The following is a 20,963-nucleotide window of genomic DNA, read 5'->3' on the forward strand; positions in this document are numbered from 1 at the left end:
ATGCAGACCTCGAAGACGATCGTGGCGATCAACAAGGACGCCGAGGCCCCGATCTTCGAGCTCGTCGACTACGGCGTGGTCGGTGACCTCTTCGAGGTCGTCCCCCAGCTCACCGCCGAGGTCGAAGCCCGCAAGGGCTGACCTGCAACTTTTGTACGACTCGGGGCCGCACGGCGACACACGCCGTGCGGCCCCGAGCCGTTGCGGTACGTGTGCCGGGCACCCATTGACTCCCGTCGTGAGCCGCATTAACTTCGCTATGCGGATTGTTGATTCCGTGAAGCGGAAACTTGGAGGGTTGGAATGGGTCAGCAGGAGAAGGTGGCAACGAGCCTCGCCGGTGCGGTCAGTGAGGGGATCAGCGCATCCCTCGCGTCCGTGGACGCGGAGCTTGAGCGCCGCTACCCCGGAGACCCCGGAACCCGGCAGCCCGTCCACACCGTGTACGTCCCCGGCAACCTCTACGACGCCGGAACCATCCGCTCCTGGGGCGAGACGGCGCTGAAGATGCTCGACGAGCACGCCCCGAACGCCGCCGCGTTCGCCGAGGTGCTCGGCCTCGACGCCTCCCTCGCCGACGCCGTGTACACCCGCGTGCGCGCCAAGCTGGAGCGCGAGCCGATCGAGGACCTCCGGGTCGACTTCGAGGACGGGTACACCGGCCCCGCCGCCGAGGAGGACGCCTACGCCGCCCGGGCCGCGCGCCTGGTGGCCGCCTCGTACAAGGACGGCACGGCCGCCCCGTACACCGGCATCCGCATGAAGTGCTTCGAGGCTCCGGTGCGCGAGCGGGCCATCCGCACCTTGGACGTCTTCCTCACCGGCCTGATGGAGAACGGCGGCCTGCCCGACGGTCTCGTCCTCACGCTGCCCAAGGTGACGTACTGCGAGCAGGTCACCGCGATGGTGCGACTGGTCGAGGCCTTCGAGAAGGCGCACGGTCTGCCGGAGGGCCGGATCGGCTTCGAGATCCAGATCGAGACCAGCCAGTCCATCCTCGGCGCCGACGGCACCGCCACCGTCGCCCGCATGATCGACGCCGCCGAGGGCCGCGCCACCGGCCTGCACTACGGCACCTTCGACTACAGCGCCTGCCTCGGCGTCAGCGCCGCCTACCAGGCCAGCGACCACCCGGCCGCCGACCACGCCAAGGCGATCATGCAGGTCGCCGCCGCCGGCACCGGCGTCCGCGTCTCGGACGGCTCCACCAACGTCCTGCCCGTCGGCTCCACCGAGAAGGTGCACGACGCCTGGCGGCTGCACTACGGCCTCACCCGCCGCGCCCTGGCCCGCGCCTACTTCCAGGGCTGGGACATGCACCCGGGGCACCTGCCGACCCGTTACGCGGCCGTCTTCACCTACTACCGCGAGGGCTTCGAGCAGGCCGCCGCGCGTCTTGCCGCGTACGCCAACCAGGTCACCGGCGGCGACGTCGCCGACGAGCCCGCGTCCGCCAAGGCGCTTGCCTCCTACCTGCTGCGCGGCATCCAGTGCGGTGCCCTCGACGCCGCCGAGGTCGCGAAGCTCAGCGGCCTGACCCAGGCCGACCTGGAGGGCTTCGCCGCACCGCGCCGCGGGGACCTCACGGCGTCCGCCCAGTAACCGCCCGATCGGCTGTCACTGCTGCCCCGTACTCTGTTCGCGACCACTCATTTGGGCGCAACGGAACGGGGCAGTGGTGGCTACGGGGGAGAACGAGCGGCTGGCCGGCCGCTACCGCGTGATCGAACAGCTCGGACGCGGCGGCATGGGCGTCGTCTGGCGAGCCGTCGACGAGGTGCTCGGCCGCGAGGTCGCCGTCAAGGAACTCCGTACGTACAACGACTCCTCGGCGCCCGAGCTCGCCGACCTGAAGGTCCGCATGCAGCGCGAGGCGCGGGCCGCCGCGCGCGTGCGGCACCCCGGGGTCGTCGCCGTCCACGACGTCACCGAGCACGAGGGCCGCCCCGTCATCGTGATGGAGCTGGTCGACGGCCCCTCCCTCGACGACGTGCTGTCCGAGCGCGGTCCCCTCGACCCCCGCGAGGCCGCGGGCATCGGCGCGAAGGTCCTGGAGTCCCTGGCCGCCGCCCACCGCGTCGGCGTCCTGCACCGCGACGTCAAGCCCGGCAACATCCTGCTGGAGCGCGGCGGGCGCGTCGTCCTCACCGACTTCGGCATCGCCGCCATGGAGGACCCGGGCGACGGCTCCACCACCCACCTCACCCGCAGCGGCGAACTGGTCGGCTCCCTCGACTACTTGGCGCCCGAGCGCGCCCAGGGCCAGGAGCCGGGGCCCGCTTCCGACGTGTGGGCGCTGGGTGCGACGCTGTACGCGGCAGTCGAGGGCGGCTCCCCGTTCCGCCGTACGTCCACGTGGTCCACGCTGACCGCGATCGTCGTGGAACCGCTGCCCGCACCCGTGCGCTCCGGTCCGCTCGCACCCGTACTGGAACGGCTGATGAGCAAGGACCCGGCGCAGCGCCCCGATGCCCAGGAGGCCGCCCGCCTGCTCGCCGCCGTCGCCGACGGCACGTCCGCGCCCCCGCAGGGCTTCGGCCCCGCCGCGCCCTACGGACACCAGGCGCAGGGCTTCGGTCCACCGACTCCGCAGGCGTACGGTGCGGTGCAACCTCCTGCCTATGGGACCGGGCCGAACTCCGCCTCCGTGCAGCCGCCCGCCTTCCAGGGCGCACCGGCACCCTCCGTCGGACAGCAGGGTTACGTTCCCGGGCCCGGCCCCTCCGTCGGCGACCCGGCGACGAAGCCGGCCCGAGGGCGGCGGGAGGAGCCGGGTGCGTCGTCGGGCGGCCGCCGCAAGGCCGTCGTCGCGGCAGGCGTGGCCGCGGTGCTGCTGGTCGGTGCGGGCGTGACGTACGCGGTGAACCAGCGGGACGGCGGCGACACCCGGGCGTCCGGCAGCCCGACGGCGACCGGGGCCGCATCCGGCGACAGCGCCCCGGGCGAGGACGGCGCGCTGCCGGCGGGAGCCCTGCCCACCGACGCCGACCTGAAGACCACGCCGCCCAAGTCCCCCGGCAAGGACAAGGGGAAGGGCAAGGACGGCGACAAGAAGACGCCCCCGCCTGCCAAGGACGGCAAGAAGCCGGACAAGGCCGACGGCGGCAAGACCTCCGGCGGCGGCAACGGCGGTGCGACGACCGGCGGTTCCGGCGGCGGCAAGCCCGGCGGCGGTTCCTCCGGCTCCGGCGGCTCCACGGGCGGGAACTCCGGCACCACCACCGGGGGCAACAACAACCCGCCGCCCCCGGCACCGGTGTGTCACGGCGTGGGCGGCGGAAAGTACAACTGCGACGTCTGGCGCACCTCGGACTCCATACGCGCGAACGGCGACCGCGCGGGCACGCTCAACGCGGGCACCAACTACTTCTACTGCCAGTCCAATCTGGGCCGCCGGACGACCTACGGCAAGTGGACGAACGTGTGGTGGGCCAAGACCGACGACGACAGCGGCAACACCAACGTGTACGTCAGCGTCGTCTACCTCAAGGGCGGCGACAACGACCAGCCGCTGCCCGGACTGCCCGCCTGCTGAACCGGTCTGGGCCCGCCCGCGCGGTCAACGGGCGTCCCACGGCGGGATCTCGCCCGAACCCCGGGCGACCAGCCGGGTTTCCAGCACCACGTGGGACGGTGCGCCGCCCGCCCCGTCGAGACGGCTGAACAGCAGGTCGGCGGCGGTGCGGCCGAGCGTCGCCGCGTCCTGGGCGACGACCGTGACCCCGGGCACCAGCAGGTCCGCCAGCTCGAAGTCGTCGAACCCGACCAGGGCAACGGGCCGTTCGCGCTCGGCCAGCACCCGTACGACCGTGACCGTCACCCGGTTGTTGCCGGTGAAGACCGCCGTGACCGGCTCGTGCTCCGCGTCCAGCATCGCCTCCGCCGCGGCCCGCACCCGTTTCGGCTCGGTGCTGCCCAGCGCCACCCACTCCTCGGCCACCGGAAGGCCCGCTTCCGCCATCGCCGCGTGGTAGCCGCGCAGTCGCTCGGTCGCGGTGTGGACGCGCGGCTGGTCGCCGATGAAGCCGATCCTGCGGTGCCCGTGCGCGATGAGGTGGGCGACCCCGGCGCGTGCGCCGCCGAAGCTGTCGGACCGTACGACATCGGCGTCGATCCGGCCCGCCGGGCGGTCCACGAACACGATCGCCACGCCCGCCGCCATCTCCGGCTCCAGATAGCGGTGGTCGTCCCCGGCCGGGATCACGATCAGCCCGTCGACCCGGCGCGCGCACAGAGCGAGCACCAACTCCTGCTCGCGGTCCGGGTCTTCGGCGCTGGAACCGTTGATGAGCAGGGCCCCGTGCGCGCGGGCGATCTCCTCCACGGCGCGGTTCAGCGGACCGTAGAACGGGTCGGCGAGATCCTCCAGGACCAGCCCGATGCTGGCGGTGCGGCCCTTGCGCAGGACGCGGGCGCTGTCGTTGCGGCGGAAACCGAGGGCGTCGATGGCCTCCTTGACGCGCCGTTCGGTGTCCGGGGTGACGCCCGGTTCGGCGTTGACGACGCGGGAGACCGTCTTGAGGCCGACGCCCGCGCGGGCGGCGACGTCCTTCATCGTCGGCCGGTTGCCGTAACGGCGTTGCGCGGGCACGGGGCGCGGGAGCCGCCCGGCGTCCTGGGACGGGGATGGGGACGGGGACTGGGACCTCCCTGCGGCGGAAGGCGGGGGAGCGGTGTCGGCCACGGTGCTCTGTCCTGTCGGTCGTCGGAACGCGGGTGGGGCGTACGGGTGCCCGCGTGAGGCACCGAGCATAGGGCCCCGCCATCTGGACAACGTTGTCAGCTAAATGGAGACTGGCCCAGTCGTTTGATCTTTCCTGTTCCTCTTCTTACTGGAGATGTTCGCCGATGTCCTTCGAGTTCACCGACCTCGTCGCCGCGCTCGACATCGGCGGAACCAAGATCGCGGGTGCGCTCGTGGACGACACCGGCCGCATCCACGTCAAGGCCCAGCGCCCGACCCCGGCGCAGGAGGACGCCGACGTGGTGATGGGAGCGGTGGAGGAGGTCCTCGCCGAGCTGCGGCAGTCGCCGCTGTGGGCCCGGGCGCGGGCGGTCGGCATCGGCAGCGCGGGACCGGTGGACGCCTCCGCCGGAACGGTCAGCCCCGTCAACGTCCTTGGCTGGCGCGGGTTTCCGCTCGTCGCCCGGGTCGGTGCGGTGGTCGACGGCCTTCCCGTACGACTCGTGGGCGACGGCGTCGCGATGACCGCGGCCGAGCACTGGCAGGGGGCGGCCCGGGGCTTCGACAACGCGCTGTGCCTGGTCGTCTCGACAGGGGTGGGCGGAGGCCTGGTCCTCAACGGTCAGCTGCACCCCGGCCCCACCGGCAACGCGGGCCACATCGGCCACATCAGCGTGGAGTTGGACGGCGACCTGTGCCCATGCGGCTCGCGAGGCTGCGTGGAACGCATCGCCAGCGGCCCCAACATCGCGCGCCGCGCCGCGGAACAGGGCTGGCGGCCCGGCCCCGACGGCGACACCACCGCCGCCGGAGTCGCCGCCGCGGCCGAGGCCGGGGATCCGGTCGCCGTCGCCTCGTTCGAGCGGGCGGCCCAGGCGCTGGCCGCGGGGATCGCGGCGACGGCGACGCTGGTCGAGGTGGAGATCGCGGTGATCGGCGGGGGAGTGGCCGGGGCGGGCCCGGTGCTCTTCGACCCGCTGCACAGGGCACTGGGCGACTACGCGAAGCTTTCGTTCGTACGGGGGTTGAGGGTGGTGCCCGCACGCATGGGGACGGAGGCGGGGCTGGTGGGGGCGGCGGGCGCGGTACTGCTGGGGGCGAGCTGAGGGCGACCCGCTCAACAAGCCGCGCGGCCCGCGTCCTTCACCGAAGGCGGTCCGCACGCCCGCGAGCCCGCCCTCGGCTCCACGAAGGGGTGACGGGGTCGCCGAACCGCCCCCGCGAGGTGCGTGGAGCACGCTTCAATGCCGCGCATGACGGTACTTCTGACGCTGGCCGCGGGCGGCGCGATCTACGGTATGTGCTGGCTGCTGTGGCAGTTGCGCCAGTCCCATGCCGACGGACGGGACGACATCAGCACGGTGTGCGGCTGGATCCGCGCGGTCGTCACCACGGTGGTCGTCGTCGGCACCGCCGTCGTCTACGGCGTGCGCGTCGGCAGCGGTGCCGAGGTGGTCAACGCCTTCAGCGCGAAATACATCATCGGCGGCGGCTGCGCGGTGCTGCTGCTGATCCTCATGACCGGCGTGGTCACGTACTTCTCGCCGTCCGACCAGCGGGCGCAGGTGCTGCGCAACCTGGTCCTGGGCGACGGCACGGGCGGACCGCTGGCCTTCCTCGGCCTGCTGGCCGCGGGCGTGGGCCTGATCGCCTGGTCCATGTCCATGATGGACACGATGGACAGGAACTGGGTCGGTTTCGTCGCCTTCCCCATCGTCCCGGGCTGGCTGGTCTTCCTCGTCGGCGGCGCGGTCGTCGGCCTCACCTCCATGTTCGGCGCCCACACGGTGCACCCCTCCCTGCCCGCGCTCGTCGGCCCCGGATTCGCGATTGCCGCACTGGTGGTGGACAAGGTCTCGGGAGCCCCCACCTTCGTCCAGGCGCCCGAGAACGTCGCCGACCTCCTCGGGTTCGCGGGCGTGACCGCCCTGGTGGTCCTCTCCGTCGTCGAGTACCTCCTGCTCAAGCGCGAGTACGGAGTGAGCCTCACCTCGGGGCCCGTCCCCGCGGGGCGTCACTGACCACCGGGGCCGGCGGCAGGCGTAGGCGGCTCGGTGGCGGGTACGTTCGGCGCGTGACCGACACCGCGGACCCGCTCGCCGAAGCACGTCGCCTCGCCGCCCTGCACCGGCTCCAACCGCTGCCCGTCGAGGGCGGGTTGTTCCGGCAGACCTGGGCCGGGGAGGCCGACGACACCGGTCGCCCCGCCGGTACGGCGATCATGGTGCTGCTCACCTCCGCCCCCGGCGACTTCTCCGCCCTGCACCGGCTGCCCACCGACGAGGTCTGGCACTTCTACCGGGGGGATCCGCTGGAGCTCCTGCTCCTCGCGCCCGACGGCGGCGGACAGCGGCTCCGCCTCGGGGACACGGACGGCACCGTGCAGTACGTGGTCGAGGCGGGGACCTGGATGGGTGCCCGGGTCGCACCGGGCGGGGCGTGGTCGCTGTTCGGGACGACCATGGCACCCGGTTTCCTCCCGACGGACTACGAGGGCGGCGACGCCAAGGAGCTCAGCGGTCAATACCCCGAACACGCCGAACTCGTACGGCAGTTGTTTCGCCCTGACGCCCCGCTGACCATGACCGAAGGTGACGACGACCATGCCTGAGACGCCCGCCCGCGACACCTCCCTCCCCGACCTCACCGGCCGCGTCGCCCTCGTCACCGGGGCCAGCGGGCTCGTCGGAGGCGGGATCGCGGAGCGGTTCGCCGCCGCAGGGGCGGCCGTCGTCGTCCACTTCCGGGAGGACGAGAAGGGCGCCCATGCCCTCGCCACCGGGATCGTGGAAAGGGGCGGCAAGGCCCTGCCCGTACAGGCGGATCTGACCCGGGAATCGGAGTGCGAGCGGCTCGTCGAGACGGCGGCCGACTGGCAGGGCGGGCTGGACGCGCTCGTCAACAACGCCGGGATCCAGCCGGTCCAGGGTCTTGCCGAGACGACCGCCGACGACTGGCGCAAGCTGTACGACGCCAACACCACCAGCGCCTTCTCCTGCACCCGCGCCGCCGCGCCCCTGCTCGCCGCCCGTGGCGGGGGCAGCATCACCCATATCGCTTCAATCGAGGGGACCATGGCGACCCCCGGACACGCGCACTACTGCGCGTCCAAGGCCGCGCTGATCATGTTCGCCCGGTCGGCCGCCCTGGAGTACGGACCGGACGCCGTCCGGGTCAACACCGTCTCGCCGGGGCTGATCGACCGCCCCGGACTCGCCGATGACTGGCCCGACGGCGTACGCCGCTGGACCGGGACCGCACCGCTCGGCCGCCTCGGCAGCCCCGCCGACATCGGCAACGCCTGCGTCTTCCTGGCGTCGGACGCCGCCGCCTGGATCAGCGGTACGAACCTGGTGGTGGACGGCGGCGTGAGCGCCGCCCCCACCTGGTAGCGGCGTCCAGAGCGCCGCCCCCACCTGGTGACGGCGTCTAGAGCGCCGCGGCCTCCGCCGGGGCCTGTCGCACCTCGACCACGAGGAAGCAGTCCGCGTCCAGGTCCATGACGACCTCCGCAGGACACCCCTCCGCGCGGCGGGCGTGCGCGTACTCCTCGGCGGGCCAGCTGCCGCGCGGGCCGCCGGCCGGAAAACGTCGCAAAACAGTGCGGTTCATGCCGCACCCCCTTCGTCCGTGCTCCTGCTGTACTTCTGTGCGCCCAACGAGACTCCGTCACCAGCGGTCACGGTCGCAGTCGTCCCGGGAGCGCCCCCGTTGTCTGCATCGACGCGCGTGGACCCGTGGAGCGTTGCCTCCAACAGGCCACAGGACGGCCACGGTTGTGTGCGCGAACCGTCGCGGTGCGTGGCCGCACCCGTGCAGGCCCCATGCCGCAGGACCCGGTATCCGTGGCAGGGTGTAGCGGGCAGTCCACTGGGGGCTACGGCAGAGGGGGAACCGTGATCGTCTGGATCAACGGTGCGTTCGGAGCGGGCAAGACGAGTACCGCACGCGAACTGATCGATCTGATCCCGAACAGCACCTTGTACGACCCGGAGGTGATCGGCTCCGGACTCCGTCACCTGCTGCCGCCCAAGCGGCTCGCCGAGGTGAGCGACTACCAGGACCTGCCGATCTGGCGGCGCATGGTCGTCGACACGGCCGCGGCCCTGCTCGCCGAGGTCGGCGGAGTGCTGGTCGTGCCGATGACGCTGCTGCGGCAGGAGTACCGGGACGAGATATTCGGCGGGCTCGCCTCCCGGCGGATACCCGTGCACCATGTGCTGCTCCAGGTCGAGGAAACGATCCTGCGCGAGCGGATCGCCGCCCGCGAGGAGCCCGGCCCGAGCGAGGCCGACACCGAGACGCGGGTGCGCCAGTGGGCGTACGACCACATCGAGCCCTACCGCGCCGCGCTCGGCTGGATCACCGGCGACGCCCACGTCGTGGACGGCAGCCGCAGAACTCCGTACGAGATCGCCGAGAGTGTCGCCGACGCGGTGCGGACCGGGGCGGCCCGGCCCTGCGAGATCGTCCAGACGCCGCCGCCGACCGCCGAGACCCTCGCGGCCGGGGTGCTCCTCTTCGACGCCGAGGACCGGGTGCTGCTGGTGGACCCGACGTACAAGCCCGGCTGGGAGTTCCCCGGCGGGGTCGTGGAGAGCGGCGAGCCGCCCGCCACGGCGGGACTGCGGGAGGTCGCCGAGGAGACGGGGATACGGCTGGAGCACATGCCCCGGCTGCTGGTCGTCGACTGGGAGCCGCCCCGGCCGCCCGCCTTCGGCGGCATCAGGATGCTGTTCGACGGCGGACGGCTGGCGGACGAGCAGGTCCGGCAGGTGACCCTGCCGGGGCCCGAGCTGCGCCAGTGGCGGTTCGTCACCGAGGAGGAGGCGGCCGGGCTGCTGCCCCCCGACCGGTACGAACGGCTGCGCTGGGCGTTGCGTGCCAGGGCCCAGCGCACCGTCCTCAACCTGGAGAACGGCGTCCCGGTGGGCGGGGAACCGGCCGCCGGGCACTGAGCGGCGGCACCGGCGCGGCCGGGGCTACTGCCCCGTCGACGCCTTGTCCGCCGCCGTGATCAGACGGGTCGTCGTGTCCTCGGTCACCGGGTCGCCGTGGCCGACGAGGACCACCGTCGGGGCCAGCGAGGCGAGGCGGCGCATGGTGGCCAGGGCCTGGTCCCGGTCCACGTTGAACACGCCCAGCATCACCTCGCCCACCGACGCGATGCAGTCGCCGGTGAACAGCACGCCGTGGTCCGGGAGATGGACCGCGAGGGAGCCGTCCGTGTGGCCCGGCGCGTGCACGATGCGTGCGCCGCCGCCGAAGTCGAGGACGTCGCCCTCCTCCAACTCCCGGTCCACCCGCGTCGCCGGGGCCTCCGGCACGGTCAACCCGTGCTCGTACAGCGGGAGTTCCCAGTCGAGGAGCACGGCCTCGGGGGTGGGGGCGACGCCGCGCACCACGGGGGCGTCCAGCCGGTGCGCCAGCACCTCGGCGCCGTGGCGCGCGGCCAACTCCTCGGCGCAGCCCACGTGGTCGCGGTGGCAGTGGGTGAGCACGATGCGGCGCAGGTCGCGCGGATCGGCGCCCAGGCTCCGTATCGCTTCCTCGATGTCGGCGGCGGCATCACGGTTGCCGGCGTCGACCAGGGTCAACTCGGTTCCGTCGGACGTCTCTTCGCGCCACAGGTATGCCTGGCCGATCGGGAAACGCAGCATGTGCAGTTGCGGAAGTATCTCTACGAGGTCCATGCGGCGAACGTACGAGGGCGCGTACGTCCGCCGCCATGGGACTTCGCTCAGCGCATAGTTCGCTCAGCGCTGATCAAGAAGGGGAACGCTTCGTGCGTCAGACCTTCTTGGACTCGGCGTAGTGGGTGAGGAAGAGGGCCTCCGCCACCGAGAGGCGCTCCAGCTCCTCGGGGGAGACGCTCTCGTTCACCGCGTGGATCTGCGCCTCCGGCTCGCTCAGGCCGATGAGGAGGATCTCCGCCTCCGGGTACAGCGCGGCGAGCGTGTTGCACAGCGGGATCGAGCCGCCCATGCCGGAGATCTGCATCTCCTCGTCCGGGTAGGCGAAACGCATCGCGTCCGCCATCGACGTGTACGCCGGGCTGGAGGTGTCCGCCTGGAACGGCTGGCCCTGACCGACCTGCTCGACCGTGACCTGCGCACCCCACGGGGCGTGCGCCTTCAGGTGCGCGGTCAGCAGCTTCGTCGCCTCGGCCGCGTCCTGGCCCGGCGGCACCCGCAGGCTGACCTGCGCCCGCGCGCTCGCCTGGAGCGACGGGGTGGCGCCGACGACCGGCGGGCAGTCGATGCCGATGACGGTGACGGCCGGGCGCGCCCAGATGCGGTCGGCGACCGTGCCGGAACCGATCAGTCCGACGCCCTCGCGGACCTTCGCGTCGGCACGGAACTCGTCCTCCGGGTACTGGAGACCCGACCAGGTGCCGTCCGCCGCGAGACCGTCGACCGTGGTCGAGCCGTCCGCGTCGCGCAGCGAGGCCAGCAGGTGGATCATCGCGGCGAGCGCGTCGGGGGCGGCGCCGCCGAACTGGCCCGAGTGCAGGTTGCCTTCGAGCGTGTCCAGCGTGACCCGCAGCATCGTCATGCCGCGCAGCGTCGCCGTCACGGTCGGCAGGCCGACGCGGAAGTTGCCGGTGTCGCCGATGACGATGGTGTCGGCGGCCAGCAGGTCCGGGTGCGCCTCCGCGTACCGCTCAAGACCGCCGGTGCCCTGCTCCTCCGAGCCCTCGGCGATGACCTTGACGTTGACCGGGACGCCGCCGTTCTCCTTCAGGGCGCGCAGCGCGAGCAGGTGCATGATGAACCCGCCCTTGCAGTCCGCCGCACCGCGCCCGTACCAGCGGCCGTTGCGCTCCGTCAGCTCGAACGGGGGCGACACCCACTTGTCCACGCCGAGCGGCGGCTGTACGTCGTAGTGCGCATACAGCAGTACGGTCGGCGCGCCCTCGGGGCCGGGCAGGAAGCCGTACACCGACTGGGTGCCGTCGGGCGTGTCGAGCAGGGCCACGTCCTGGAAGCCCTCGGCGCGCAGCGCGTCGGCGCACCAGTTCGCGGCGGCCTCGCACTCGCTCTTGGGGAACTGTGCGGGGTCCGCCACCGACTGGAAGGCCACCAGCTCGGCCAGCTCCGACTTGGCGCGGGGCATCTGCGCGGCGACGGACGCGGCGACGGGGGCGGCGATCGGGTGGGTGGCGGTCATGGGCACGCTCCTTGTGGGTGCGGACGGCGGTCGGTGGTTCGCGTACGACACGGGCAGCGCGCCCCGCGTCGGATTCATCGGGTGGTTCGGGCGCCCTTCCCGGACAGGTGTGTGTACGGGGAAGGCATGACCGATCCTCCCACAGCGGATCCGTCCTCCTCCGCGCCGTAGGATGCCGCAGGAAAGCATGGCCACGGGTCGGATCAGGAGCAGAAGCACATCGTGAGCAGCGAGAACGCAGACGCCGCAGCAGACGCCGGACACGAGCGGGACGAGGACGGCGGGCCCGTGTGGGACGTCGTGGTGGTCGGGGCGGGACCGGCCGGGGCCTCCGCCGCTCACGCCGCGGCGAGCGCCGGGCGTCGTGTCCTGCTGCTGGAGAAGGCCGAACTGCCCCGGTACAAGACGTGCGGCGGCGGCATCATCGGGCCCTCCCGCGACAGCCTGCCACCCGGGTTCGTGCTGCCGCTCCAGGACCGTATTTACGGAGTCACCTTCTCCCTGAACGGGAAGCTGACCCGCACCAGGAAGTCCCGGAAGATGCTGTTCGGGCTGGTCAACCGGCCGGAGTTCGACCAGGCGCTGGTCGAGTCCGCGCAGAAGGCCGGCGCGGTGCTCCGTACCGGAGTCACCGTCGCCCGGGTGGAGCAGCACGGTGCTGCGGTCCCCGACCGGCGCACGGCCGCCGTGGTGCTGGCCGACGGCGAGACCGTCCTCGCGCGGGCGGTCGTCGGCGCGGACGGCAGCGCCAGCCGGATAGGAGCACACGTCGGCGTCGAACTCGACCAGGTCGACCTCGGCCTGGAGGTCGAGATCCCGGTGCCCAGGACGGTCGCCGAGGACTGGGCGGGGCGGGTGCTCATCGACTGGGGCCCGATTCCCGGGAGTTACGGGTGGGTGTTCCCCAAGGGGGACACGCTGACGGTCGGCGTGATCGCCGCGAAGGGGGAGGGCGCCGCCACCAAGCAGTACCTGACCGACTTCATCGCCCGCCAGGGTCTCGCCGGGTTCGAACCCTCCGTGTCCTCGGGGCACTTGACGCGCTGCCGGGCGGCCGGGTCGCCGCTGTCGCGCGGGCGGGTGCTGGTGTGCGGGGACGCGGCGGGGCTGCTTGAGCCGTGGACCCGCGAGGGGATTTCCTTCGCGCTGCGGTCCGGGCGGCTGGCGGGGGAGTGGGCGGTGCGGATCGCCGAGGCGCAGGACGCGGTCGACGCGCGGCGCCAGGCCCTGAACTACGCCTTCGCCATCAAGGCGGGGCTCGGCGTCGAGATGGGCGTCGGCAAGCGGATGCTGACCCAGTTCGAACGTCACCCGGCGCTGCTGCACGCCGCGATCACCGGGCTGCGGCCCGCGTGGAAGGCCTTCGCGCGGATCACGCGGGGGCAGACGACCCTGGCCGAGCTGGTACGGATGCACCCGGCGGCGCAGTGGGCGCTGAACGCGGTGCACAAGGCGGAGGCGTCGCGGAAGCCCGACGAGGTCGAGGTGCCGAAGGACGGCGAGGCGCGGAAGGACGGCGAGGGCTGAGGCGCTCGCGCGTGCGGTGAGTGGTGAGTGATGTGGTGACCCGTCGGCCCCGTGGGGCGGCGGGTCACTGCGCGTCTGCGGGCGGGGTGGTGGTGCTGGTGGTGCTGGTCAGCGTGATGCGGAAGACCGGGTGCTTGGGGGCGGCGGCGAGGAGTTCCGCGTCGGTGGACTTGGCGTTGACGTCGCCGAAGAACCGGCCGACCTCCCAGCCCCACTTCTTGAGGTAGCTCCGCAGGATCACCGGCTTCTCGGCGTCGGGCAGCTCGGTGACGGTGAACTCCTGGGTGCGGCCGCCCACTTGGAGCCTGCCGCCACCGGCGGCGCGCATGTTGCGGACCCACTCGGAGTGGCCGCGGGCCGAGACCAGGTAGGGGCCGTTCTCGTACGGGAGCGGGTTGACCGGCACGCGCCGCCACTCGCCGCTCTTGCGGCCGAGGACGGAGAGCTCGGCGGTGCCCATGACGCTGAAGCCGCGGCGGGCGAGCCAGCCCATGGTCTTGTTGACGAGGGTGTCGAAGCGGGTGGGGCGGATGTAGTGGGGGTGGGGGGCGGGGGTGGACGCGGAGGTCATGGCGGGTCCTTTCGGTAAAGCGAGAGCGGTGCTCTCGTTTGTGAGCACCAGTCTGCGCGGATCGGTGCCCCAAGGCAAGAGCACTGCTCTCGTTTTTGTGCGCCGCTCTCTTTTTGGTGCGGTGGTCGTGTCGGTGAGCGGTGCTCTCGTTGTTGTGCAGTGCTCTCGCCCGGTGTCAGACTGTGTTCCATGAGTGCTACGCAAGGGGCCAGGGAACGGGCCAGGACCGAAATCACCGCCGCCATCAAGGAGGAGGCCCGCCGGCAGCTCGCCGTCGAGGGCGCGGCCAAGCTCTCCCTGCGCGCCGTCGCGCGCGAGCTGGGCATGGTCTCCTCCGCGCTTTACCGCTACTTCCCCAGCCGGGACGACCTGCTGACCGCGCTGATCACCGACGCGTACGACGCGGTGGGCGAGGCGGCCGAGAAGGCCGACGCCGAGGCGCCGGACGGGGCGGGACACCGGGAACGGTGGGTACAGGTGTGCCTGGCGGTGCGGGAGTGGGCGCTGGCGCATCCGCAGGAGTACGCGCTGCTGTACGGGTCGCCCGTGCCGGGGTACAGCGCGCCGCAGACGACCGCCGTCCCCGCCGCCCGGGCCGTCACCGTACTGATGGCGATCGCGCGGGACGCGCACGGGTCGCGGGGGCTGGCCGTGGAGCGGGTTCCGGTGGGACTGCGGGGTGAGGCGGAGCGGTTGGCGGCCGACATCGCGCCGGACTTTCCGCCGGCGGTGGCGATCGGGTTCGTGAAGGTGTGGGCGGAGCTGTTCGGACTGATCTCCTTCGAGGTGTTCGGGCACTTCCACCGGGTGGTGGAGGAGAGGGAGGCGTTCTTCGTGCATGCGGTGGAGGGGTTGGCGGGGGTGGCGGGCGTACTCGGGGAGTAGGGCGGGGGGTTTCTGTGCGGGTGGGTGGGGGCTGGTGTTCGTGCCGGGGGCGCTGCCCCCGGACCCCCGCGTTTCGCCTCGGTCGTACTCCTGGCGGAGTAGGGGCGTTCACCCCTTGCAGGCGACGCCTGGGGGCTTGCGGGCGTTTAGCGTGGGGCGCATGGAACCACGTGAGCGCTGGTGGCGGGGGGACCGGCCCGGGATCGGTGGGTTGGCCTGGCGGTCGACGGTGGTGATCGTGCTGGTCGTTCTCGTCGGGTCGCACTTCGCCCAGGCCGGGCAGCCGGACCGGCAGCCGCTCGATGCTCTGGCCCGGGTTCTGCTGGTCAGCGGGGGTGTGGTGCTGCTCTGGCGGCGGCGGTTGCCCGCAGTGGTCGCCTTCGTCGCCTGCGGGACCGTGCTGGCGTATCTGGCCGGTGGATATCCGTACGGGCCCGTCTTCTTGGTCGCCGCCGTGGCGTGCTTCGGGGCGGTCGTGCGGGGGCGGCGCGTGGCCGCCTGGTGCGCGCTCGGGACGCTCTGGGGCGGGCATCTGCTCATCGGGCACTGGCTGTACCGGTGGCTGCCGCCCGCCGGGGACGGGCCCGCGCCCTGGGGTGTCGAGACCGTCATCGCCGCCTGGTTCGCCGTGCTGCTCGCCGCCGCCGAGCTCGCCCGCGTCAAGCGGCAGCAGCACCGGCAGCTCCGGGCCGAGCGGGCGGCCGCGGAGAAGCGGCGGGCGGACGAGGAACGGCTGCGCATCGCGAGGGAGCTGCACGACGTCCTCGCACACAGCATTTCGGTGATCAATGTGCAGGCGAGCATGGGGCTCGCCCTCCTCGACACCGACCCCGAACAGGCCCGCACCGCCCTCAGCACCATCAAGTCCGCCAGCAAGGAGGCACTCGGCGAGGTCCGCCAGGTGCTGGACACCCTGCGCACCCCCGGTGACGCGCCCCGCACCCCCGCCCCCGGGCTCGACCGGCTGCCCGAACTCGTCGAGCAGGCCGCCGCGGCAGGGCTCACGGTGCGGACCAGCAGCAAGGGTGACGTGCCCCGGCGCGTTCCGCCCGGGGCCGACCTCGCCGCGTTCCGCATCGTGCAGGAGGCCCTCACCAACGTCGTCCGGCATTCCGGTTCCCGTACCGCGGACGTTCTGGTCACCTACGCGCCGGGCGCCCTCCGGCTCCGTATCGACGACGCGGGACCCGCGACGGGCGACGAGGCCGGCGGCAGCGGCAACGGGCTCGCAGGAATGCGGGAGCGCGCGGCAGCCCTCGGTGGCACGATCGAGGCCGGTCCGCTGACCGGCGGCGGCTTCCGCGTGGAGGCCGAGATTCCGCTCGGCCCAGGACCCGGCCCCGAAGGAGACCCCCGGTGATCCGTGTCCTGCTCGCCGACGACCAGGCCCTCGTACGGGCCGGATTCCGCGCCCTGCTCGGTGCCCAGCCCGGCATCGAGGTGGCGGGCGAGGCGAGCGACGGCGAAGAGGCGTGGGGGCTGGTCGGCGAACTGCGGCCCGACGTCGTCCTGATGGACATCCGCATGCCCCGCCTCGACGGGCTCGCCGCCACCCGGCGCATCACCGAGGACCCGGAACTGGCAGGCGTACACGTCGTCATGCTCACCACCTTCGAGCTCGACGAGTACGTCTTCGAAGCGATCCGCTCCGGCGCCTCCGGCTTCCTCGTCAAGGACGCCGAACCGGAGGAGCTGATCAGGGCGGTCCGCGCGGTGGTCGAGGGCGACGCGCTGCTGTCGCCCGGGGTGACCAGGCGGCTGATCGCCGAGTTCGCCGCCCGGTCGAAGGAGCCCGCGCACGCCTCCGCCCTCCAGGCGCTCACCGAACGCGAGCGCGAGGTGATGGCGCTGGTCGGCATGGGGCTGTCCAACGAGGAGATCGCCCGGCGGCTCGTCGTCAGCCCGCTCACCGCCAAGACCCACGTCAGCCGCACCATGGTCAAGCTGGGCGCCCGCGACCGCGCCCAACTGGTCGTGATGGCCTACGAGTCGGGGCTGGTGCGCCCCGGCTGGCTCGGCTGAGTGCCCGGCGCTCCCCGGTAGCCCCACAGCACGTACACGACCCGTACGACGAAGACGGTCACGGCCAGCCCCCCGGCCCCGGCCAGCACACCGCGCATCCAGGCCCCCGGCAGATCGAGCAGGAGATCCGCCGGGACGACCACCGCGACGAACGTCACCACGGCCAATACGAAGGCGCTGACCAGGGCATACCCGATCTCGATCGTGATGGCGTCCCTCTGTGCCCGCGTCCTGTTCCCCATGCCCGTGAGTCTTCCACGCGAAGGGCGGCCGGAAGCCTCTCAGTTCCAGGTGATCGCCGACGACTCCCGCCACAGCGCCGCCAGTTGGGGATCCCCGGTCAGCGTCACCGTGTCCACCGGCGCCCGGTTCCACAGCACCGCGTACAGCGCCCCGGCCGCACCGCTCAACTCGGTGTCGGCCGGGCCTTCGTCGTTCCGTACGGTACGGGGCGGGCCGTCGGGCGCCAGGTGTACGGTCCACACCGCGCCCGGCGGGCCGTCCGTCGGCCGTACCCGCAGCGTCCCGGGCCGCTCGGGCCGGACCCGGCTGCGGTCGCGCGCGTGGAAGGCGGCGAGCAGCTCGTCGATGCCGTCCGCCGCGAACTCCGGTGGTACGTCGCCCACTTCGCGGCCCGCGGCCGACGCCGCGTCCATCCGGTGCACGGCCGTCTCGTGCGCCTGCCGGCGCGCCCAGAACGCGAGCGGCGACGGTGCGGGCAGGAAGGTCCAGCACTCCAGGTCCGCCGGGGCTCCGCGCAGCGCCGCCACCAGCCCGGCATGCCCCTCGCGGAACCAGGACAGCAGCTCCGTGCCGTCCAAGTCCGGCTCGCCCGCGTCGTGTTGGTACTCCTTGTGGCCGTGCACCACGTACTGCGTCGCCCAGCGGTGCACCATCCCGGTGTGCCGCAGCAGGCCGCGCACACGCCAGCCCGGGCAGGTCGGCACCTCGGCCGAGGTGCCCGCCGCCTCGGCCGCGTCCGCCAACGACTGCCCCTCCCGGGCGAGGGACTCGATGTGGTCGTCGATCTTCATGCGGCCGATCCTGGCACGCTCCCCGACGGTGCGCGCCGTCCACCTCGCAACGGCCCCCCGCGCATCAGGCGGACGAACAGCCCGAGAGCGTACGACTGGACGAGTACGGACAGCACCAGCGACGGATAGAGGAAGGCGGCCGAGTCCGCCACCGCGCCGGCGAGCAGGTCGCCCCCAATCATGAACAGGAAGACCGTCGGCGCGGCGAGCAGGAACAGCCAGACCCCCGCCAGCGACGCGTCGTCGTGCGTGACGAAGAGCATGTCGACGGTCACGAACAGCGCGGCCACGGTCACCAGCGAGAGGTAGACCACGGAGGCGGGGTTGCGGAACGTGAGCTGTACGAGGCCGTGCGCGCGATGTTCCTTCATCTCGTCCCCCCGGACGGTTCGGCAGTGGACCCTCATCGTGCCCCCGAGGCCGCCGTTCCGCCTGAGTAGCCCTACTCAGGGTTGCCTATTCGGCCATCTGAGTGCGCGAGCGGATGTGCGACGGGATCTGCGACCGGATGCGCGACCGGATCTGCGGACCGCGCCAACAGCCCCAGGCCCGAGGCCCCGGCCGCCAGCACCGCCACCGTCGTCAGCGCGGTCGGCAGCGACAGCCAGTCGGCGAGGAACCCGATCGCGGGCGGGCCCAGCAGCATCCCGCCGTAGCCGAGCGTGGACGCGGCGGCGACCCCGCCGGGACCGGCCAGCTCGCCCGCCCGGGAGATCGCCACCGGGAAGATGTTCGCCAGGCCGAGGCCGGTCACCGTGAAGCCGAGCAGCGCGAGCCACAGCGTGGGCGCGAGCGAGCCGAGCAGCATGCCCACGGCGGCGGTCGCACCGCCCAGCGCCAGCGTCCTGGTCTGCCCGAGCCGCTCCAGCAGGGTGGTTCCGGAGAAGCGGCCGATCGTCATGGCCAGCGCGAAGAGCGAGTACCCGGCGGCCGCCGTGCCCGGGCGCGCGCCCAGGTCCTCCTGGAGGTGCAGCGGCCCCCAGTCGGCGATCGCGCCCTCGCCGTACGCGGTGCACAGCGCGATGATCCCGAAGAGCGCGACGACACGGCGCGATCCGGACGGGGCGGGCTTGTCCGTACGGTCCTCGGTGTCCGGCGTCACAGGCGCCACCGGCGTCAGCTTCTTCGACTCGCGCAGCAGCGTCGGCCCCGCCGTCACCGTCAGCAGCAGCCCCACCAGCGTCAGCAGCGACAGGTGCACCAGCGGCGACAGCCCGCCCGCCACCAGCCCGCCCAGCCCCGCGCCCACCATGCCGCCCAGGCTGAACGCCGCGTGGAAGCTCGGCATCACCGGGCGGCGCAGGGCGGCCACGAAGTCCACGGCCGCACTGTTCATGGCGACGCTGATGCCTCCGTACAGGGCGCCGAACACCAGCAGGACGAGCCCCAGCGCCAGCGGCGAATGCGTCAGCGGCGGCAGCGCGATGCTCAGCGAGAGCAGCACCGCGCATAACACCGTCACCCGGAAGCTGCCGAAGCGGCTGCACAGACGGCCGGTGAGCGTCATGGTGATCACCGCGCCCGCCGACACCCCGAGCAGGGCGAGACCGAGAGCGCTGGCCGAGGCGGAGGTCTGCTCCTTGATGGCCGGGATGCGGACCACCCACCCGGCGAAGATGAAGCCGTCGAGGGCGAAGAAGAGGGTCAGCGCGGTGCGGAGACGGGAGAGGGAGGGTGCGGCGGGGTTTCCGCCCGGGCCCCCCGATGCGGCCGTCCGGACTTTGTTTAGGTTCGGCACAAAGTCAGCATAGGGGGAGCCCCCCGAACGGGGCAAGGCGCTCCCGGGGCGTGGCAGACTCGCCTTCATGAACGCCGAGGGGACCAGGGTGACCAGCGCCAGAACGAAGTTGGACCGGGGACGGGGGGCGCTCGGACCCGCACTGGAACTCGTGCACACCGGCCGCGCCCCCACCCGCGCCGTCCTCACCGCCGAACTCGGCGTGACCCGCGCCACCGCCGGCGCGGTCGCCGCCGAACTCGAAGCGCTCGGCCTGATCCGCGTCGACTCCAACCCCGGTGCCGCCGCCGGATCGCAGGGCCGCCCCTCCCACCGGCTCACCGTCGACGACACCGGGCCCGTCGTGCTCGCCGCCCAGGTGCACTCCGACGGCTACCGCGCCGCCCTCGTCGGCCTCGGCGGCCGGATCGTGGCCACCGCCCCCGGCTGCCAGGACATCGACGCCGACCCCGTGCAGGCCATCGGTGCCGTCGTGGACGCGGGCGCCCGCCTGCTGGAGGAGTCCGGACGCCGCTGCGTCGGAGCCGGGCTCGCCGTCCCCTCCGCCGTCGCCGAGCCCGAGGGCACCGCCCTCAACCCCCTGCACCTCGCCTGGACCCCCGGCGCCCCGGTCCGCGAGATCTTCGCCGAACGGGTCGCCGCCGCCGGGATCGAGGGCCCCGCCTTCACCGGCAACGACGTCAACCTCGCGGCCCTGGCCGAACACCGGCACGGCGCCGGACGCGGCGCGAAGCACCTGCTCTGCGTGGCCACCGGACACCGCGGCGTCGGCGGCGCGCTGGTCCTCGACGGCCGTCTGCACAGCGGTAGTTCGGGCCTCGCCCTGGAGGTCGGCCACCTCACCGTCCGCCCCGACGGCCGCCCCTGCCACTGCGGCAGCCGGGGCTGTCTCGACGTCGAGACCGACCCCCTCGCCTTCCTCGCGGAGGCCGGACGCACCCCGGGGCCCGAGGTCTCGCTGCTCCAGCAGTCCCGCGACCTGCTCCGCGAGGAGTACGCGGACGTGGCGGTACGCACGGCCGCCGAGGCCCTCGTGGACCGGCTCGGCCTCGGCCTCGCCGGGCTCGTCAACATCCTCAACCCGGACCGGATCGTCCTCGGCGGCCTCCACCAGGCCCTCCTGGCCGCCGCCCCCGAGCGGCTGCGCGCGGTCGTCGCCGACCGCAGCCTGTGGGGCAGGAGCGGCAGCGTACCGATCCTGCCCAGCACGCTCGACCACAACTCCCTGGTCGGAGCGGCGGAGTTGGCGTGGCAGCCGGTCCTGGACGACCCGCTCTCGGTGCTGGCGGCCGGCGTCGGAAGCTGACGGCGGCCGGTGCCGGGAATTGACGG

General features: G+C 72.9%; 21 protein-coding genes and 1 pseudogene. 13 read left to right on the plus strand and 9 right to left on the minus strand.

Features of this window, described 5'->3' with window-relative positions; genetic code table 11:
* The 3 genes and pseudogenes from IE269_RS41085 to IE269_RS41095 form a co-directional block, all read left to right on the plus strand.
* A pseudogene (locus IE269_RS41085) lies at positions 1-141 on the plus strand (electron transfer flavoprotein subunit alpha/FixB family protein); the annotation flags it as partial.
* A 162-nt stretch (positions 142-303) separates the two neighbouring features.
* The gene (locus tag IE269_RS41090) at positions 304-1,602 is read left to right on the plus strand and encodes a DUF6986 family protein (protein WP_189828471.1); all 1,299 of its coding nucleotides are present in this window, start codon (positions 304-306) and stop codon (positions 1,600-1,602) included.
* A 76-nt stretch (positions 1,603-1,678) separates the two neighbouring features.
* Positions 1,679-3,535 carry a serine/threonine-protein kinase gene (locus IE269_RS41095; protein WP_189828472.1) on the plus strand — a complete coding sequence of 619 codons (1,857 nt, stop codon included), beginning with the start codon at positions 1,679-1,681 and terminating at the stop codon, positions 3,533-3,535.
* Positions 3,536-3,559: 24 nt separating this feature from the next.
* Here IE269_RS41095 and IE269_RS41100 read toward each other — a convergent pair whose 3' ends face one another.
* On the minus strand, positions 3,560-4,555 hold the full coding sequence (locus tag IE269_RS41100; RefSeq protein WP_189828509.1) for a LacI family DNA-binding transcriptional regulator: 996 nt from the start codon (positions 4,553-4,555) through the stop codon (positions 3,560-3,562).
* Positions 4,556-4,848: 293 nt separating this feature from the next.
* On the opposite strand from IE269_RS41100, the gene IE269_RS41105 reads away from it, so the two are divergent.
* From IE269_RS41105 to IE269_RS41120, 4 genes are all read left to right on the plus strand, one after another.
* Positions 4,849-5,790, plus strand: a complete 942-nt coding sequence (locus tag IE269_RS41105) for an ROK family protein (RefSeq protein WP_189828473.1) — start codon at positions 4,849-4,851, stop codon at positions 5,788-5,790.
* Positions 5,791-5,937: 147 nt separating this feature from the next.
* Positions 5,938-6,705, plus strand: a complete 768-nt coding sequence (locus IE269_RS41110) for a hypothetical protein (RefSeq protein ID WP_189828474.1) — start codon at positions 5,938-5,940, stop codon at positions 6,703-6,705.
* Between the two features lie 53 nt (positions 6,706-6,758).
* On the plus strand, positions 6,759-7,295 hold the full coding sequence (locus IE269_RS41115) for a cupin domain-containing protein (RefSeq protein ID WP_189828475.1): 537 nt from the start codon (positions 6,759-6,761) through the stop codon (positions 7,293-7,295).
* Positions 7,288-8,076 carry an SDR family NAD(P)-dependent oxidoreductase gene (locus tag IE269_RS41120; protein ID WP_189828476.1) on the plus strand — a complete coding sequence of 263 codons (789 nt, stop codon included), beginning with the start codon at positions 7,288-7,290 and terminating at the stop codon, positions 8,074-8,076. The genes IE269_RS41115 and IE269_RS41120 overlap by 8 nt, the downstream gene beginning before the upstream one ends.
* Positions 8,077-8,113: 37 nt before the next feature.
* On the opposite strand, the gene IE269_RS41125 is transcribed toward IE269_RS41120, so the two are convergent.
* Positions 8,114-8,296 carry a hypothetical protein gene (locus tag IE269_RS41125; protein WP_189828477.1) on the minus strand — a complete coding sequence of 61 codons (183 nt, stop codon included), beginning with the start codon at positions 8,294-8,296 and terminating at the stop codon, positions 8,114-8,116.
* Between the two features lie 284 nt (positions 8,297-8,580).
* Here IE269_RS41125 and IE269_RS41130 point away from each other — a divergent pair, with 284 nt between their 5' ends.
* Positions 8,581-9,642, plus strand: coding sequence for an NUDIX hydrolase (locus IE269_RS41130; protein WP_189828478.1), 1,062 nt, complete (start codon positions 8,581-8,583; stop codon positions 9,640-9,642).
* A 24-nt stretch (positions 9,643-9,666) separates the two neighbouring features.
* Here IE269_RS41130 and IE269_RS41135 read toward each other — a convergent pair whose 3' ends face one another.
* Together IE269_RS41135 and IE269_RS41140 are read right to left on the minus strand one after the other, a co-directional pair.
* Complete coding sequence (locus IE269_RS41135) at positions 9,667-10,377, minus strand: MBL fold metallo-hydrolase (RefSeq protein WP_189828479.1); 711 nt, start codon at positions 10,375-10,377, stop codon at positions 9,667-9,669.
* A gap of 97 nt (positions 10,378-10,474) precedes the next feature.
* Positions 10,475-11,854, minus strand: a complete 1,380-nt coding sequence (locus IE269_RS41140) for a dipeptidase (RefSeq protein ID WP_189828480.1) — start codon at positions 11,852-11,854, stop codon at positions 10,475-10,477.
* A gap of 222 nt (positions 11,855-12,076) precedes the next feature.
* On the opposite strand from IE269_RS41140, the gene IE269_RS41145 reads away from it, so the two are divergent.
* Positions 12,077-13,381, plus strand: coding sequence for a geranylgeranyl reductase family protein (locus tag IE269_RS41145; RefSeq protein ID WP_189828481.1), 1,305 nt, complete (start codon positions 12,077-12,079; stop codon positions 13,379-13,381).
* 64 nt (positions 13,382-13,445) lie between these two features.
* On the opposite strand, the gene IE269_RS41150 is transcribed toward IE269_RS41145, so the two are convergent.
* Positions 13,446-13,952 (minus strand): nitroreductase family deazaflavin-dependent oxidoreductase, encoded by a 507-nt coding sequence (locus IE269_RS41150; RefSeq protein WP_189828482.1) that lies wholly within the window; start codon positions 13,950-13,952, stop codon positions 13,446-13,448.
* A 189-nt stretch (positions 13,953-14,141) separates the two neighbouring features.
* On the opposite strand from IE269_RS41150, the gene IE269_RS41155 reads away from it, so the two are divergent.
* From IE269_RS41155 to IE269_RS41165, 3 genes are all read left to right on the plus strand, one after another.
* Positions 14,142-14,837: a TetR/AcrR family transcriptional regulator gene (locus IE269_RS41155; protein ID WP_189828483.1), complete on the plus strand. Its 696-nt coding sequence runs from the start codon at positions 14,142-14,144 to the stop codon at positions 14,835-14,837.
* Between the two features lie 160 nt (positions 14,838-14,997).
* On the plus strand, positions 14,998-16,197 hold the full coding sequence (locus tag IE269_RS41160; protein ID WP_189828484.1) for a sensor histidine kinase: 1,200 nt from the start codon (positions 14,998-15,000) through the stop codon (positions 16,195-16,197).
* Complete coding sequence (locus tag IE269_RS41165) at positions 16,194-16,859, plus strand: response regulator transcription factor (RefSeq protein ID WP_189828485.1); 666 nt, start codon at positions 16,194-16,196, stop codon at positions 16,857-16,859. The genes IE269_RS41160 and IE269_RS41165 overlap by 4 nt, the downstream gene beginning before the upstream one ends.
* On the opposite strand, the gene IE269_RS41170 is transcribed toward IE269_RS41165, so the two are convergent.
* From IE269_RS41170 to IE269_RS41185, 4 genes are all read right to left on the minus strand, one after another.
* The gene (locus IE269_RS41170) at positions 16,820-17,101 is read right to left on the minus strand and encodes a DUF6332 family protein (RefSeq protein WP_189828486.1); all 282 of its coding nucleotides are present in this window, start codon (positions 17,099-17,101) and stop codon (positions 16,820-16,822) included. The genes IE269_RS41165 and IE269_RS41170 overlap by 40 nt on opposite strands.
* 39 nt (positions 17,102-17,140) lie before the next feature.
* On the minus strand, positions 17,141-17,893 hold the full coding sequence (locus tag IE269_RS41175) for a maleylpyruvate isomerase family mycothiol-dependent enzyme (protein ID WP_189828487.1): 753 nt from the start codon (positions 17,891-17,893) through the stop codon (positions 17,141-17,143).
* Positions 17,890-18,264 carry an SCO4225 family membrane protein gene (locus tag IE269_RS41180; protein ID WP_189828488.1) on the minus strand — a complete coding sequence of 125 codons (375 nt, stop codon included), beginning with the start codon at positions 18,262-18,264 and terminating at the stop codon, positions 17,890-17,892. The genes IE269_RS41175 and IE269_RS41180 overlap by 4 nt, the downstream gene beginning before the upstream one ends.
* A gap of 71 nt (positions 18,265-18,335) precedes the next feature.
* Complete coding sequence (locus tag IE269_RS41185; RefSeq protein ID WP_189828489.1) at positions 18,336-19,631, minus strand: MFS transporter; 1,296 nt, start codon at positions 19,629-19,631, stop codon at positions 18,336-18,338.
* Positions 19,632-19,698: 67 nt separating this feature from the next.
* Here IE269_RS41185 and IE269_RS41190 point away from each other — a divergent pair, with 67 nt between their 5' ends.
* Positions 19,699-20,937 (plus strand): ROK family protein, encoded by a 1,239-nt coding sequence (locus tag IE269_RS41190; protein WP_189828490.1) that lies wholly within the window; start codon positions 19,699-19,701, stop codon positions 20,935-20,937.
* Positions 20,938-20,963: the final 26 nt, after the last annotated feature.

Source organism: Streptomyces spiroverticillatus (assembly GCA_014650415.1).
Lineage (GTDB): Bacteria > Actinomycetota > Actinomycetes > Streptomycetales > Streptomycetaceae > Streptomyces > Streptomyces spiroverticillatus.